The sequence below is a fragment of the Aureliella helgolandensis genome (assembly GCF_007752135.1).
Classification (GTDB): Bacteria; Planctomycetota; Planctomycetia; order Pirellulales; family Pirellulaceae; genus Aureliella; species Aureliella helgolandensis.
Genome location: NZ_CP036298.1, coordinates 7,652,331 through 7,667,698, shown reverse-complemented (window position 1 = coordinate 7,667,698; position 15,368 = coordinate 7,652,331). Strand labels below are relative to the sequence as shown.

General features: G+C 55.9%; 13 protein-coding genes, 1 tRNA gene and 1 pseudogene. 7 read left to right on the top strand and 8 right to left on the bottom strand.

Features of this window, described 5'->3' with window-relative positions:
• Positions 1-139: 139 nt before the first annotated feature.
• Positions 140-1,158, bottom strand: a pseudogene (locus tag Q31a_RS27060) (transposase).
• Positions 1,159-1,525: 367 nt separating this feature from the next.
• Positions 1,526-1,599, bottom strand: a tRNA-Arg gene (locus Q31a_RS27055).
• A 203-nt stretch (positions 1,600-1,802) separates the two neighbouring features.
• Between Q31a_RS27055 and thiE the strand changes: the two genes are divergently transcribed.
• Positions 1,803-2,843 carry a thiamine phosphate synthase gene (gene thiE / locus Q31a_RS27050; RefSeq protein WP_197355792.1) on the top strand — a complete coding sequence of 347 codons (1,041 nt, stop codon included), beginning with the start codon at positions 1,803-1,805 and terminating at the stop codon, positions 2,841-2,843.
• 81 nt (positions 2,844-2,924) lie between these two features.
• Here the strand turns inward: thiE and Q31a_RS27045 are convergent, their stop codons facing one another.
• Positions 2,925-3,560 carry a TlpA family protein disulfide reductase gene (locus Q31a_RS27045; protein WP_145085145.1) on the bottom strand — a complete coding sequence of 212 codons (636 nt, stop codon included), beginning with the start codon at positions 3,558-3,560 and terminating at the stop codon, positions 2,925-2,927.
• An 80-nt stretch (positions 3,561-3,640) separates the two neighbouring features.
• On the opposite strand from Q31a_RS27045, the gene cyaB reads away from it, so the two are divergent.
• Both cyaB and Q31a_RS27035 read left to right on the top strand, forming a co-directional pair.
• Complete coding sequence (cyaB, locus tag Q31a_RS27040) at positions 3,641-4,237, top strand: class IV adenylate cyclase (RefSeq protein ID WP_145085142.1); 597 nt, start codon at positions 3,641-3,643, stop codon at positions 4,235-4,237.
• A 177-nt stretch (positions 4,238-4,414) separates the two neighbouring features.
• Positions 4,415-4,855 (top strand): Hsp20/alpha crystallin family protein, encoded by a 441-nt coding sequence (locus Q31a_RS27035; protein WP_145085139.1) that lies wholly within the window; start codon positions 4,415-4,417, stop codon positions 4,853-4,855.
• A 1,720-nt stretch (positions 4,856-6,575) separates the two neighbouring features.
• On the opposite strand, the gene Q31a_RS27030 is transcribed toward Q31a_RS27035, so the two are convergent.
• Positions 6,576-7,010 carry a hypothetical protein gene (locus Q31a_RS27030; RefSeq protein ID WP_145085137.1) on the bottom strand — a complete coding sequence of 145 codons (435 nt, stop codon included), beginning with the start codon at positions 7,008-7,010 and terminating at the stop codon, positions 6,576-6,578.
• A gap of 166 nt (positions 7,011-7,176) precedes the next feature.
• On the opposite strand from Q31a_RS27030, the gene Q31a_RS27025 reads away from it, so the two are divergent.
• Together Q31a_RS27025 and Q31a_RS27020 are read left to right on the top strand one after the other, a co-directional pair.
• Positions 7,177-8,202: a tetratricopeptide repeat protein gene (locus tag Q31a_RS27025; RefSeq protein ID WP_197355790.1), complete on the top strand. Its 1,026-nt coding sequence runs from the start codon at positions 7,177-7,179 to the stop codon at positions 8,200-8,202.
• 139 nt (positions 8,203-8,341) lie between these two features.
• Complete coding sequence (locus Q31a_RS27020; protein ID WP_231690967.1) at positions 8,342-8,587, top strand: hypothetical protein; 246 nt, start codon at positions 8,342-8,344, stop codon at positions 8,585-8,587.
• 6 nt (positions 8,588-8,593) lie between these two features.
• Here the strand turns inward: Q31a_RS27020 and Q31a_RS27015 are convergent, their stop codons facing one another.
• From Q31a_RS27015 to Q31a_RS27005, 3 genes are read right to left on the bottom strand one after another with little or no spacing between them, the layout of a single operon-like run.
• Complete coding sequence (locus Q31a_RS27015; protein WP_145085129.1) at positions 8,594-9,550, bottom strand: CNNM domain-containing protein; 957 nt, start codon at positions 9,548-9,550, stop codon at positions 8,594-8,596.
• On the bottom strand, positions 9,550-10,812 hold the full coding sequence (locus Q31a_RS27010; protein ID WP_145085126.1) for a CNNM domain-containing protein: 1,263 nt from the start codon (positions 10,810-10,812) through the stop codon (positions 9,550-9,552). Before Q31a_RS27010 ends, Q31a_RS27015 begins: the two co-directional genes overlap by 1 nt.
• 6 nt (positions 10,813-10,818) lie before the next feature.
• Positions 10,819-12,606, bottom strand: a complete 1,788-nt coding sequence (locus Q31a_RS27005) for a hypothetical protein (RefSeq protein ID WP_145085123.1) — start codon at positions 12,604-12,606, stop codon at positions 10,819-10,821.
• A gap of 241 nt (positions 12,607-12,847) precedes the next feature.
• Between Q31a_RS27005 and Q31a_RS27000 the strand changes: the two genes are divergently transcribed.
• Both Q31a_RS27000 and Q31a_RS26995 read left to right on the top strand, forming a co-directional pair.
• Positions 12,848-13,039 carry a Flp family type IVb pilin gene (locus tag Q31a_RS27000; protein ID WP_231690966.1) on the top strand — a complete coding sequence of 64 codons (192 nt, stop codon included), beginning with the start codon at positions 12,848-12,850 and terminating at the stop codon, positions 13,037-13,039.
• A 75-nt stretch (positions 13,040-13,114) separates the two neighbouring features.
• Complete coding sequence (locus Q31a_RS26995) at positions 13,115-13,633, top strand: hypothetical protein (protein ID WP_145085120.1); 519 nt, start codon at positions 13,115-13,117, stop codon at positions 13,631-13,633.
• Between the two features lie 150 nt (positions 13,634-13,783).
• On the opposite strand, the gene Q31a_RS26990 is transcribed toward Q31a_RS26995, so the two are convergent.
• Positions 13,784-15,340 carry a DUF1501 domain-containing protein gene (locus Q31a_RS26990; RefSeq protein WP_231690965.1) on the bottom strand — a complete coding sequence of 519 codons (1,557 nt, stop codon included), beginning with the start codon at positions 15,338-15,340 and terminating at the stop codon, positions 13,784-13,786.
• Positions 15,341-15,368 lie beyond the last annotated feature (28 nt).

Here is a 15,368-nt window from a genome sequence, read left to right as displayed (position 1 = left end):
GAAATCTCTGCTACTCGGTCGCTGGCGCTCTAGATCGACGACTGCCAGTGGGGATGTCCCTTGCGTTGTTAAAACTGTTGGTGGTCTCGCTGGCTAAAGGGTACTGGAAAAGGTCTTTAGGATCAAACAGGTGATGGAACTAAAGTGATGGGGCCCGTGCCGTCGCCGGAGCCGTAGGCGACGGCACGGGCCCCGACGGCGGCTTTGTTGGTGTAGCCGCGTGTTCTCTCGCTAGGGCGGCAATCAGCTTAGGTAGTTCCTTGTGGCCGCTGATTCGATGGAACCCCTTTTCGGCCTCAAGCAGTGCGTACGACAGCCAGCGACTCGCCTGATCCGTGTCGGCTCGGAATCTTGTTACACGCCCCAAGCGGCGACGCGTGTTCAGGAAGGAGTTCTCAATCGCGTTGGTACTTAGCAGTGAACGATGGAGCGTGTTTGGCACTTCGAGTCGGTGAAGGGCTAGCAGGTCCTCACCGGCCTCATGAAGGCTCTTAAACGCTTCGGCATTGAGAGGCTCAAGGAATGCCTCTAGCTCGCCGACGACCTCTTGTGCGGCGGTATAACCCTGCACGCTACGGAGTCGTCTAAACAGCCGAGCGAGTTCACCCGTATGACGCTTCGATAGCTTGCCACGAATGTTGCGTTCCTTGTGAACTAAGCAGCGTTGGATGGCGACTTCGGCTTCACCACAGACATCTGACGAGTGCTTACCCCAGACATCAACGCTTGAATTACAGCCTTCTCCAGCTGCTCAGGATCGTTGGCGGCGGCGTAGCTGATCAGCTCCACTTCGCGGCTTCCACCGGCCCCCTGACGCTCGCGAACTCGCGGACGCGTCACCGACTCTCGTTCACCTTCGACCAAGATGCGTCCCGCGGCGCTACCAGCTCGATAGGTCCGACAATCGCTTGGGGCGTGCTTTGGGCCGCACAGTTCAGCCACTTCGGCAGCCATTACCTCACAGGCCATCTTCACGATCGAGCCCCGTAAGAATTCGCGAAACACTTCGCCAACTTCAGCGTTCGAAACTTGCCCAAGCTCGCGCAACAAACTAGATTCAGTCATGGTGGTCTCCCCGTCGGCGGTAACCGACGTAAATTGGAAAATGCAGAAGGCAATATATTGCCTTCTGGGAGACCACCTTTCAACTTTTAACAACGATTCGGACGCTTCCCTGCCAGTCGACTCGCTAACGAGTCCACAATACTGGGCTGGGAGATGAAGCGTCCGGTGGCAAGGGGGTAGGGCCGACCGTCGCTGTAAACATGGATAGGCATGTTCAGGGTCCTGAAGGCAAGAATCGCGGCCGAGCGAATCCGTTCAGTATGCGACTGGGGCGCCTGGATTCAAGCATGAACCACATATTGCGTGGGAAGCGACTGGTGGCGCTAGGGAGTGTGCTAGCAAGAAGCTCTCGATAGCACAAGGCAATTCAGCTTGGCGGAGTATCATTGAATTGCCGCACGAAAAAATCCCAGTGAATTTGGCCAAGGAGCTGGCCGATTCACTGGGATTTTTAATTAAATACCCCCGACAGGGATCGAACCTGTGACCCCAGCTTTAGGAAAGCTGTGCTCTATCCAACTGAGCTACGAGGGCGCCTTTGAAAGGGTTATTTCATGGCGACTAATACAATACCCTAGTCCGTGAGCTTGGTAAACCAAGAGAAGGTAATCCCCGAGAAAATGGGGTTTCGCTCGTTTTCGGAGATTCGGCGGATAGGGGCGTCTCACGCTGGCGGAACATCGATGGTAAAACTAGCTCAGAATTACTGCTTTTGCCGAACCTAGTTGGACATGATCATGACGGATAACGCAGAGGCTTGGCGTTTGCTCGACGCGAATGCCAATCGCGCCGCCGAGGGCCTCAGGACAATTGAGGATGTGGCACGGTTGGTCCGCGAGGATGCGGCCAGTGCATTGTGGGTCAAGCAGCTGCGCCATGAACTCTCCGCAGTTCTGCAAACGGTGCCTCGCCACCAGCGGCTGACTGCTCGCTCCACCGCCACCGATGCCGGGACGGCCTTGACGACACTAGCTGAGGCGACGCGAGAGGATTGGGGAAGCGTTGTCTCGGCAGCAGCGGAACGGGTCACTCAGTCACTGAGGGGACTCGAAGAGTTTTTTAAAGTGGTCTCCCCGGCTGCCAATCAAGCCCTTAAGCAATTGCGATACACTGCCTACGATGTGCTGGCTAGGGTGGAGTTGCGATTGCAAGTTCAGCCAGTGCTGCCTCGCAGCCAGCTCTATTTGCTGATTGATTGCGTCCGACCGCTTGAGGAGTTCACGAGCTACATTGCGAGGCTTGCCGAAGCGGGAGTCGATCTGTTTCAGTTGCGTGACAAATCGGCCGACGGAGCTCGGTTGGTGGCGTATGGCAGGGCAGCGACGGCTACCTTGCAGGAGACAGAAGCACGTCTGGTTGTCAATGACCGAGTGGATGTTGCATTGGCTTGTGGGGCTGCAGGGGTGCATGTAGGCCAGGATGATTTGTCAATCCAGGATGCGCGGTCGGTGGCCGGCGGTAGCTTGTGGATTGGAGTGTCGACGCATGATGTTGCACAGGCCCAGGCTGCGGAGTCTGCGGGAGCCGACTACATCGGTTGTGGCCCGACGTTTTCTTCCAATACCAAGGAATTCGACCTGTTTCCAGGCACCGATTTTCTTCGGCAAGCCAGTGAGATGATTGAAATTCCGTTATTTGCCATTGGTGGAATTGGACCGGGAAATGTCGAACAAGTAGTCGCTTCAGGGTGCCGACGCATCGCGGTGAGCGATGCCATTCACTCTGCGGAGGACCCTGCGGAAGCAGCTCGGGCCCTAAAGACCGCTTTGTTGGTCTAGCCGCCCTGGGCGCGCGCGTCAGCCGATGGGGCTGAGCGTTGTTTGTGGTGGAAACACCGGCTGCCCGTGCCGCTCTGCTCGCTATCGCTCTCCGGCCACAGGTGCTGCCTGCAGGCTGGTGCGGATGGCAGTGACCAATTCTTGCATTTCGCCTGGAATGTACGCTTCAATGGCTTGAGTGATCACGCCTTGTTGGTCGACGACCAAGGTGGTGGGGTAACCCAATGACCCGTTGGGAAGCAGCAAGGCGATTTGTTGACGGGTCATGGCAGCGCTGTCGCTGTAGGTCGGCAATTCAACATCGTAGTTTGCAAGAAACTTGGTAGTCTCCGTTTTGAGACCTTCCAGATCATACTCGATGCCCGAAGAGCAGGAGATGGGGAGGACCACCACGTCGGCGCTGTCCACAAACTGCTCGAACAGCTTTATGAATTCGGGGAATTCGAGCTGGCACTCGGTGTTCCATGTTCCCCAGAAATACAGGACGACGACTTTGCCTTTTAGAGACTCGTTGCTAACTTCGGGTGCACTGGTGAGCGGTTGGAGGTCGATACGTGGCAATTTTTGGCCCACAGCGGTGGTCCGCGGAGGAGTTCCCAACCAGGCTAGCAGGAGTAGACCGGCAAACATGAAGCCACCGAAGAGGATCACATAGATATTACTGGTCCTAGGGGCAGGTGGGGGACTGCTGGGAGTGCCCAGCTCGGTCGTGTTCATGGCTCAAAGCTTTGCGGAAGTTATGTGAGTTTCAAGTGGACGTATTATCACCACTCTTTCATCAAGTTAACAGGTGTTCCATGACGCAGACTTGGGAAGTCGAACAAAAGTTTGAGGTTTCGGATGTGGCGGCCGTGCTCGCTGCAATCGAGCGAGTTGGCTTGCAGGAGTATGCCACCGAGCAGCATGTGGATACCTATTTTCGCCATCCATGTCGTGATTTTCGTCAAACCGACGAGGCCTTTCGACTGCGATTGGTGAACGATCAGGCATGCGCGACGTACAAGGGGCCGCGCCTACCGGGGAAGGTTAAGTCGCGGCCAGAGATTGAATTGGCCATCGACTCAAGCGAGCAGTCGCAGTGGCGCGCGATGCTCGAGCGACTAGGGTTCCAAGCGCTTCCCGAGGTCCGGAAGACTCGCCGGATTTTCTCGCTACCGAAACAGCAGGCGACCATCGAGTCCCCGCAGATCGATTGGCAGGGAGTGGTGGTGGCCGTAGATGATGTGGAGCAGTTGGGGCATTTTGCGGAAGTGGAGCTGTTGGTCACCGATCAAGAACATATTGCTGCGTCGCGAGACCGGATCGCCGCTAGGGCGATCGAGATAGGGCTCTGCAACGTCCAGCCGCGGAGCTACCTGTCGCAGCTGCTCTCCGTGCTGGGTGAAGAGTCGTAGGGTAGGGGGGCCAATTTGGGGCGCAAAAAATGGGAGGCTCAACGCGGGTTTGAATTCTTCGCCATATTGGCACGCGGGTTGCAACTGTAAAAAGTGCCCACCAAGAGCAGTTGTCAAATTGGCAGTGCTGGTTGGCCAAGGTTTCAAATCGATGGGTTCAAGTTGGAGGGTCGTGATATGACGCGCACAAGTTTGAATGGTTTAGAAGGACTTTCGCACGATATGGAACGTGTCTTTGATTCGCTCCTAGGGCGTACCGTGGGTACCGTCCTGCGTCCCGACGGAGCCGCCCCAAAGTTCTCTCCTGCGTTGGACGTCGCGGAGACCGACGCGAGTTTTGAGGTCATTGTCGATTTGCCGGGCGTGGATCCCGATGGCGTGACTGTGGAGATGCAGGAAGGCAAGTTGATGGTATCGGGGGAGCGCCCGGTTCCTGAGTCGGAGAAGGGGTTTCATCGCATGGAACGCCCGGCCGGGAAGTTCTGTCGCATGCTGGCGCTGCCCAACGATGTGGACGTCGACAACATCGAGGCGCGGTACGAGTTAGGGGTCCTGTCTGTGACGATCCCCAAACTAGCCAAGGTGCAGCCGAAGAAGATTGAGATTCGCCGAGGTTGATCTCGCGCGTCTCGCGTGGTGAGAATGCTTGGGGAAAGTGCTGGGGTGGTCTATCGGGCTACCCCAGTGCGGGTGGCTGTTGCGGCCAGTTGGACCGAGCCCACGATGTCAGCAGGGCATCGTTGGAATCTCCTCCGTACGGATTCATTGATTTGCTAGTGAGCCGGCGACTCAACGGTGGCGAGAGATTCTGGGAAGCCGTTGGCTCGTGTTGGCGCAAGGCTGGATTTTTACATTGCTCGAATGCCCCTCCTGCGCCCTCGAATCCTCCCCGTAGTGGCAACTACCCGCATCTTGCCTCACCCGCCTGTCGCATGAAGAGCGTTTTCTAGTCTTGCTGCTGGGGTCGCGTCTCAAGTTGTCTTGTAGCGGCAACTACCTTTCCTTGCTCACGCGGCGGGTTACTATTTCAACAGCCCGTTACGCAGCGGGTTGCGAATTGCAACAGCCTGTCTCGTGGTGGGGGACAATTGCGCGGGGTGTCAGGTGACGGGTTGCGATGGCTCAAGCTATCTCAGCTGCATTGCGTCTCCGCCTCGGTATGCCAAAGCCTGTAGCACTGCCTGGAGGCCAGGGCATGGGGGCTCTGCAGGCAAGAATTTCAACCGCGAAATAAACGAAAGACGCGAAAGGAAGAGAGGTCGGAAGATGGGAGTTTCGAATGCCAGCTTGCACCTGCATTCTGGATTGCCTTCCTTATTTCTCTGCCTCCATCTTTCTGTCAATTCTTCTTTCTTCCTCAGGGAGGCTGAGCAGGAGAAAACTTGTGGACCGCAATTGTCGCGGCCTTAGCAGGCTCTTAGCAGGCCAGCCCTAGCAGGCTGGGCGTTGCTGTTCCGTCCTTGCTCATCGGACTGTTGGATGAAGTGCGTTTTTAGTCTTGCTGCTGGGGTCGCGTCTCAAGTTGTCTTGTAGCGGCAACTATCTTTCCTTGCTCACGCTGCGGGTTACTATTTCAACAGCCCGTTACGCGGCGGGTTACGAATTGCAACAGCCTGTCTCGTGGTGGGGGACAATTGCGCGGGGTGTCAGGTGACGGGTTGCGATGGCTCAAGCTATCTCAGCTGCATTGCGTCTCCGCCTCGGTATGCCAAAGCCTGTAGCACTGCCTGGAGGCCAGGGCATGGGGGCTCTGCAGGCAAGAATTTCAACCGCGAAATAAACGAAAGACGCGAACGGAAGAGAGGTCGGAAGATGGGAGTTTCGAATGCCAGCTTGCACCTGCATTCTGGATTGCCTTCCTTATTTCTCTGCCTCCATCTTTCTGTCAATTCTTCTTTCTTCCTCAGGGAGGCTGAGCAGGAGAAAACTTGTGGAACGCAATTGTCGCGGCCTTAGCAGGCCAGCCTTAGCAGGCCAGCCCTAGCAGGCTGGGCGTTGCTGTTCCGTCCTTGCTTACCGGGCTGTTGGATGAAGTGCGTTTTTAGTCTTGCTGCTGGGGGCGCGTCTCAAGTTGTCTTGTAGCGGCCACCACCTTTCCTTGCTTACCGGGCTGTTGATTAAATGGCAATTTGAGTTTTAATGCGGAGGTAGTATCCTTAGTTGCCTTGTAGCGGAGGTTATCTTTCCTTGCTCACGCGGCGGGTTACTATTTCAACAGCCTATTACGCAGCGGGGTACGAAGTCAGCCGGCTTGTCTCGTGGTGGGGTACGAATTGCGCGGGTTGTCACGTGGCGGGGGACTGTTTCAGCGTGTCGACGGGGGGGGCGGGACCGTTTGCTATTCGGACTCTGGTGCTGCCAAGCTTTGGCATAGCGAGGTCAGGATCGCGTCGAAGACGGGAGTGGTTTGCTCCATCTCGCGGTCTTCGCCTTGAATTTGAACGAGGTAGGTCGCGGTAGGGTGCGCAAATGCTAGCAACTGAGACACGATGACCAGATCGAGATAGACAAAGCGTTGGGTGAGGCCCTCGAGTGCAATTCCGGCTAGCAGTTTCTCGGTGATTTCCTGTTCTATTTCTTCGTATTCCTCTTCCATGGTTCCCCGGGCGCCGTCGATAGCAGCCGCGGGAGACGTGTCCTGATCGAAGCGGGCGATTGTCAGGAAGGCTCCGCTTGGCGTTTCAAGGGTTACCGAATCGTTGCTCTCTTCTTCGAGCTTCCAGTTTTCGGGATAGAGAAAGGCGATCCCAAGGCCTGTGAATTTGTCTGGCATGGAGTCTCAGTTTCGTGGATAGCACGCGAGGGAGGTTAGTCAGTAATGCTGGCAAACGCTGAATGACCTTACGCTACGAAACTAAAATATGCTACCGTCCGAGTTATGCGCGGCTCCAAAAAGTGCGAATTTGAGAACGCGGACTGCTAGGAATGCCGTGTTCGCCGTGCAACGATACTCAACTCCTGTTCCGCAAAAGGCTTTCATGCGGTTGCTGCCAAGTAAAGTGATTTCCCCAAAGGTTGGTCGGGCCGCCGTAGATCGCTACATAAGCGGGATTGGGCTGGGGCTGCTCCTGCTTGGTGCAGGCTGTCGAGGCTTGCGGGCCGAGAGGCAGACGCATGCCTTGTCCACGGCGCGGCAATGGTCACTGCGAGGATCTGATTTTCTGCAGCAGGAAAAATATGGAGATGCAGAAAACCTCTTTGCCGAAGCGTTGCGGCATAGTCAGGCTGACGAACGCGCGCATTGGGGCATGGCAGAAGTGCTGTGGGAGCAGGGGGACGAGGATCAGGCCATCGCGCACATGGAGCAAGCTGCCGTGATTAGTGGTGCCAATCCTCGCGGTGCGAATCCCGATTTGATAGTCCGTTTGGGTGAGATGGCTTTTGCGCGCGGTGACTATGCAGGGGCACTTAAGCAAGCAGATGCGGCGCTGTCGAGCCAGCGCGATCATGGCGGAGGTTGGGCACTACGAGGCAAAGTTCTGCAACATCAGAGCGATTGGGAGGGTGCCAAGTTTAGCTTCCACCGAGCGCTTGCTGCCCAGGAGCATTACCCCGAAGTGCAGATTGCGTTGGCGGAGATCTATCAGACCAGTGGCAGGCCGCAGCGGGCCTTGGCGACTCTGGATGCCATGATGGATGCGGTGCAAGAAGACGAGGTCTCTAGTACAGCTTGGTTGTTGCGTGGGCAAGCCTTTGCCGATCTGGGGCAACAGCGGGACGCCAAGCTCTGTCTTCGGCAGGCATCCTTGAACGCAACGGATGAAGAGTGCGAATTGCTGCTAAAGGTGGCGGAGAAGCAGATCGATTTCGGCGAGTTGGCGGAAGCGCGTGTCTGCTTGGGACGCGCTCTACGGCATGATCCGAATAATCAGAACGCTCGACGCATTCAGGAGCAACTCGATTTATCCTTCCAATCCTTCACTTCCAAGTCCTCGCTGATCGGTTTTGAGCTGCCAACGCCATAAATTTCTAGTGGATTCAGGGGAATCGCTTTGCCCTATCCCAAATTGGAGGGTACGGTTGCAATGGTTCCGATGTGGGTTCTCTAGAGCTGGCATCGGGGACCGCTGAAGCACCATTAGCGAACTTTGTGAGGAGATCCGTGTGAGTACAGCGATAGAAGCACCTACAGCGATCGAAGTATCAGCCGAATTTGTTGACCGACGGTCACGGACCAGCTCCAGCACGGGACTCGAACGCCGCCAGTTTGGCAATTCCCACGCGCGATTGTCGGACGAAGCTCGTGAGTTGGCGGAAGCGATTGATGCGTACAAGTACCAGCATCACCGGCGCTACATCACTTTCGAAGAAATGCATCAAGTGATTTTATCCCTAGGCTATCACAAGTAGCCCCCGCTAGCTCTCGGACAGTAGCAGCGACGTGAGGCGTTCGCGAGTCACGATTCCCAGGACGCGTTGGTTGCTGTCGACGACTTGAGCCAATGGGCAGTGTTGGCAGTGCAGTCGCGTTAGTACTTGGATGCTCGATTCAGTAGCTTGGACGATATGAATCGGCAGGTGGGGCGGAATTTCTTCTTCCGCAACCAGTACGTCAGCGACGCGATGGCAGCCGATGATTTGCTTCCGATCCGCATGCAGCACGCCCACGATCGACTGACCAAATTTGTCAGCTTGTTGCAGGATTGTTTGCTTGGAGGCCTGTGCCTCGACCGATGCAATTCCGCGCAGTGGTATGGCGAACTGGCGAATGGGGCGAACTCCGTAGGTAAATAGATTCTGAGCCAGCTCGCGTTGAATCGGAAGTACGACCCCTGCCTCTTGTCCCTCGACAAGTACTCGCTGCAATTCCTGGCGTTCCAAAGGAGAGGTCGCTTGTGACGTGGTGATGCCCAGGGCACGCTGCCAAACGCGCTCAAGTAGCATGACGATTATGGATACAGGAGCGAACAGTAGGGTGAAGAGCAGCATCAGCGGTGCGCTCAATCGCAGCAAGCGATAGGGGACTTGATAATACAGGTACTTCGGCAGCAACTCCCCGTAAATGAACAACACGGGAGTCATCAGTAGAGGGAGGATGGCCTCTGCCTGGTTCGAATCTTGGAAGAGTTGGTGGCTGAGTAGGATCAGTCCAAACGAAACGAGGTAATTGGCAATGTTGTTTCCAATGAGGACGGTTGCCACCACAAGGCTAGAGTGCCCCACCAGCCAATGCAGCGCCCGTGCAATCCATTTTCCAGACTTGGCATCGGTAGCCAGGCGGACTCGCGTCACGCGGTAGAAGCCCGTTTCGCTACCGCTGAAAAACGCGCTCAGTAAGATTCCAAGCAATGTGATGAGAATCGCGAGCAACATTAATCTACGGTTCCCTCGCTAGGCGAATCGGAGATGCGAACGAGCGTCTCGCCACGGGCTGCAGTCTCCACGACTTCAAATTTCAAATCGCCCGCAAAGCAAATGTCGCCAGTCTCCGGAAGACGCTTGAGCTGCTCTTGCACCACACCGCCTACCGTAAGACTGCGGCTAAATTCGAGTCGACGTCCCAGGACTCGCTCTAGTCTTCGCAGCTTAGTCATGCCCGTTGCAATCCATACGCCTGGAGATTCTAGCTGAACCTCCGCTATGGCCAATTCGCGTTGCGAGTGGAGGTTTTCCGTCTGTAGGATGGCTTCGAAGATTTCGTCCCATGTCAATATTCCAATCGTCTCGCCAAATTCATTGACCACGACGGCAATGCGTCGTTTGCCTTCACGCAAGCACTTCAAAGCATCGGCGATGGTGCAGCACCAGGGCACCACTACAAGAGATTGCTTGTGTTGATTGAGGTCTTCCAATTGGTGGGGAAGCAAGTTGGGTAAGTCGATTGTCGCTTGCAGCTCAATGCCTTCCTTGTCGTTCAGCAGGATATAGCCGCTGGGCGTCCTCTGTCCTCCCAGATCTTCGATCTTAAAAGGGGGTGTGAATGAGCGATACTGAGTGCGTGGTCGCATCCATTCTTCAACGCGGATTTCACTCAGGTGAATGATGTTGCGTAGGATGAGTCGTTCATGTTCGTACAGTTGAGAATTGTCCGTTGAGAGTTCAACGGCTCGATCCAGATCGGACAGTTCCAGGTAGGGTTCGGGTTTGAGGCCGGGCCAAACCAGTCGCCGAGATGCTTCGTTAATGACTTTGATAACGGGCAGAAACGCATCTAGGATGCGGATCGCGATGGTGAGAGGGACCGCTACAAGCGGAATGAAGGTGAGGGGGTAGAGAACGGCCAGGCTCTTGGGGATAAACTCGCCGAGCACGATAATCGCCATTAGCGAGGCTAGGGTGAACAGGGCAGGGGACGGTGAGCCGGGCTCCAGCTGGAGTGAGGCTTGTGACACCAGAGAGAAATAGCCAATGTTGATGGCCAGGTTCCAGAACAAGATTCCCATCAACAGTCGTTCGGGGCGTTCCAGCAGGTTCTTGGCAAGACTGCCAGATCTGCTGCGAGGCTTGAGGCTCCGCCGTTGGCTCAAGGTCAACGAGAAGAAGGCCGCTTCGCTGCCGGAGAAAAATCCACTGACGGCAATTAGAATCGCCATACCTGGAAGATAGGGCCAAAGGGATGGCAGTGTTTCTGGCATCCTGCCTTAGCCTTCCTCATCGACGGATTTCGATTTGCCCATTGCAAAGTCAAATTCGCTCAGAGCCGGAATGATCATCGCTGCGGTCGCAAAACCGTAGGCACAGACGATTACCGAGAACACGGTCAGTTCTTGGTTTCTCAAGATAAAGCTAGTGATGGCGAAGAAGGTCAGGAAGGGGAGGCCGAAGGCGGCCAACGCAATCGCGGGACTAGGATTGCGGCTTCCCAGTGCGACATACAGGCCGGTGCCGCCGCCGAGGATGATTGCCAGGAACGGTGGAAGCTGCCGCGTGAACGAGCCGCGAAAGCTGATCATGATCATCATGCACGTTGCGATCCCCAGGAACAGGAAGAACAGGGTTCCTAGGCTGGTGCCGATGGCGGTTCGCGATTGGCTATTGATCATTCCGGAGTGGATGCCAAGCATGGCCGAGAAGAGGTCCATGACCAGCAGTCCCAGTACGCAGAACAGCAGGTTTTCGCTCGTCATGCCGCCTTGCCACCATAGGTAACCGAGCAGTGCGAGCGGCAGCAGCACCATCTCCTTGGTGACGTAGAGGACGCCCAGGAGCTTTCCAAACAGAAATTGGGGTGGGGTGATCTGGGTGGCTAAGAGTAGGTCAAGCGCTTGTCCATCTCGCTCGTTGGTGATGGAATTCACCGCCAAGGCATTGATCATCACGAAGGAAACGCAGAAGAAGGGAGCCAGGATGCGAGCTGAGACGGGAATGAGTTCATCGGCCAAGCGAGACCGTTGCAGGGCAACACCGGAAGAGACAGACCAGTATAAACCTGCCACTGCAGCCGCAAACAACGCAAAGTAGGCTAAGCGGATGAGCATCAGCTTGCGTCCGTAGGCCCACGTCCGCATTTCCCGCCAAAGGACAGGGTTGTTCCACATGGGGCGCGGTGCACGCACTTTCCACGAACGCTTTTCTGTCGCCACTTCTTGGGACGCTTGGGTGTAGTCTTCGTCTGGCTCGGGAGCCTGGGGACGCAATTGGCGTGATGGATTCCAGACTCGCAAGCGGAGAATGGCAATGCCGCTGAAAAGCACGCTGGCCAAGAGAGCTAGTCCACAGTGGGCGAAGGCCGCACCACCGGGGAGTTCCGCCCAGGCGCTGGTGGGAATGGGGAGGCAAATTCCCCACAAGGCACGGATGGGGCTGAGCAATTCGGCCCATTCAGGAGCCAGGCTGGTGATTACCCCGGCAGCGATGGCTTCGGTGAAAACGAGCCAGCCCACGATAGCGAGCAGTGTGATGGCCAGTGTTTGGAATGTCTTTTCGCGCCAAAACGCGACGAGATTGGCCAGCGCCCCGCTCCAGGCGGCGGTGAGGGCGATGAGCGCGGTAGCGATGTATACCTGCCGAGTGCTGACTCCCCCTAAAATCGCGATCAGCAGCAGTAGGGGGAGGGCGGCAAAGATCAAGTTGGCTACGCCAATCAAGCTCGAAAATAGCTTGCCCAGCACAATTTGCGTGCTGGTCAGCCTCGTGAGCAGCAGGAGGATAAGTGTGCGGCGGTCTTTTTCTTGGCTGACATTGCTGGCCGATGCCACTGCCGCCAAGAACATGGTGACGATCAACTCAAGCGGCACGACGATTTGAAAGACCAAAACGCCAAAACGCGAAAAATCTCCCAGGTTGCGGACTTGCTGAATCCCGGCAACTAGAGCCCAGGCCGTGCAGACAAGGCTAAATAGTGCCAGCACAAAAACGACGCGTTGTCCGTAAAAACGCAGCTTACGAGGTGCGACAAGCCATTCACGAGCGAGTATGGGGCCGAACATCGAGTCGTTGACTTGCCTTCACTGGGAGGGGAGGGGAGGGAAGAGAGACCTAGATGAGTTTTGTTTCGCTAGGTCAGCAGCTCTCCTACAGATTAATCCGATTGTAGCGGCACAGCTAGCTCCTAAGGAGACGTCGTGGGCGATTTTCTTAGTCCGCAGGACAACTGTACCTATTTGACGAGCTAGGTTTGCATGGAACCGTATCGAAGGTCACCAAAAGTTGAGTGGAAAGGCTGTGGAAATGAAACAGTGTTTTAAGGATCCCATCGTGCGTCTGTTTTGCGACGAGGATGGGCCGACAGCCGTTGAGTATGCCGTCTTGCTAGCGCTTATCGTTGTCGTTTGCCTGGGGGCCGTTGGCAGTTTGGCGGTTGCGACAGGAGGCAGCTTTGATGCATCGAGTACCGCGATTGACGCCGCTCTTGGACCTTAGACTGCCGAGAAAACTTTAGTCCGCCCATGGCGGCCGAAGGTCGGTTTAGCTTCGTCAGTTGGGAGACTCTCGAAAGTGGCACTACGCGAAAGATTCTGGATTGACTCGAGTGTACAAGGGGTGCTCGTCGGGCGAATCGTTCTTTACTGGTTCGTCGCAGTCCTCTATCTCCTGTTGAGCTGTGTGTGTAGCCAGTACTATGCCAATCCCACTTGGTCCTTCAGCGAACATACGACGAGCTTGATTGACCAGGTATGGCCCTGGGTGCCGAGTGTTGTTCTCTTCTTGCCATTGGTTGCGTGCGACCTCATTCGAGTAAGCAACCTCTTTGTCGGTCCCATCTATCGCCTCCGATTGCATCTCGGCAAGCTTCTGAAAACACCAGATTGCCGGCCGCTCACCTTCAGGGACGACGACTATTGGCAAGATCTGATAGAACCGGTCAATGCCCTGCAACTCGAAATCATGAAGCTGCATCTTCGGGTGGCTGAATTGGACGAAGAGTTGAGAATGAAGCCCGTACAAGAGATCGTCCCAGATCCTCTACTTACCGATCCTCTCGAACCCGCCCTGGCGAGCAGTTCAGCGGAGTAGGGGGCGGTCTGTCGAGATTGGTTTAGACGCTGGCGGCTTGTTAGTTGAAGAGCGTTTTTAGTTTTACTGCTGGGGGCGTCTGAAATGATCCGGTAGCGGCAACCACCTGTCCTTGCGCACGCGGCGGGTTACGATGGGTGTGCTGCTGGCCTAGCTGATGCTTGCCCGTTGCAGGATTGCTTGGACCACATGCGCCTCTTCGACTCCCGTCAGTTTCTGCTCGAGGCCTTGGAGCTTGAACGTGAGACGATTGTGATCAATGCCCAGGCAGTGCAGGATGGTGGCATTCAGGTCACGGATGTGTACCGGGTTCTCCGTTATGGAGAATGAGAATTCATCGGTCTTGCCGTAAGACATTCCGGCTTGAACACCACCGCCAGCCATCCATAGGGAAAAACACTTGGCGTGGTGATCTCGGCCGTAGTTTTCGCGGGATAGTCCACCTTGCGAGTAAACGGTGCGTCCAAACTCTCCTCCCCAGAGAACGAGAGTGTCGTCGAGCAGGCCGCGCCGGCGAAGGTCGGTGACTAGGGCATACGCCGGACGATCGGTCTCGGCGCACAATTTCGGCAAAGTTCCAACACAGTCGCCATGCAAGTCCCAGCCGCGTTTGTAGATTTGGGTGAACGGAACGCCTCGTTCGGCAAGGCGTCGCGCCATCAGGCAGTTGTTGGCAAAACTTCCGGGCTGTTTCGCTGCTTCGCCATACAGGTCCCAAGTGCTCTGCGATTCGTCGGAGAAGTCCACTAAGTCTGGGACACTCGTTTGCATTCGGAATGCCATCTCATATTGGCTGATGCGGGCATGCGTTTCTGGATCAGCTGTTTCGCGATATGTTTTTTCATTCAGTTGTGAGACGGCGTCCAACATCGTGCGTCTGACCGAACGACTCATGCCAGGCGGATTCTTGAGATACAGCACTGGATCTTGGGCGGCTCGCAGCATGATGCCAGCGTGGCGGGTGGAAAGAAAGCCACTGCCCCACAAGCGGGAATTGATCGGTTGTCCATTGCCTACCGTGAATTTCGAATTAAGGACTACGAAGGCGGGCAAATTCTGATTGACACTACCCAGTCCGTACGATAGCCAAGCCCCCAAGGAAGGTTTTCCTGGAATCATATTGCCCGTGTTCATCATCAGGATCGCTGGCTCATGGTTGATTGCATCGGTGTGCATCGAGTGCACTACGGTGAGATCGTCCACTAATTTTGCGGTATGAGGGAGCAGTTCAGAAACCCATTTCCCCAATTGACCATGTTGCTGAAAACCCCAGTGGGACGGTGCGACGGGAAAACGGCTTTGGCCAGCTGTCATGCCGGTGGGCATGACCGTGCCACGGATCGATTCGGGCAGGTCTCGATCAAACCATTCCTGCAAGCCTGGCTTGTAGTCCCAGAGGTCCATCTGAGGAGGAGCCCCGGACATGAACAGGTAGATGACTCGCTTGGCCGTTGGCTTGAAGTGAGGGCCGTTGAGGATGCCTCCCGTTTGCTCGGAAGTTGTGCCCGCCAGCGATGGACGAACCCCGCAAGCATTGCCGCCAAGGAGGGAAGCGAGCGCAGTTCGTGCCAGCAGATTCCCGCCGCTTCCCAAGAAGTTACGCCGCGATTCAAGTTGTCGGGTGGTCGATTGAAGCTCCTCGGGGATCATCGCATCGTAGGAAGCTTTGCCAGTTTTGGAGGAGTTCGGAACGCGGTTTGAGTGCATTGCAAGACTGTTCGTGGAATGGGAAGGG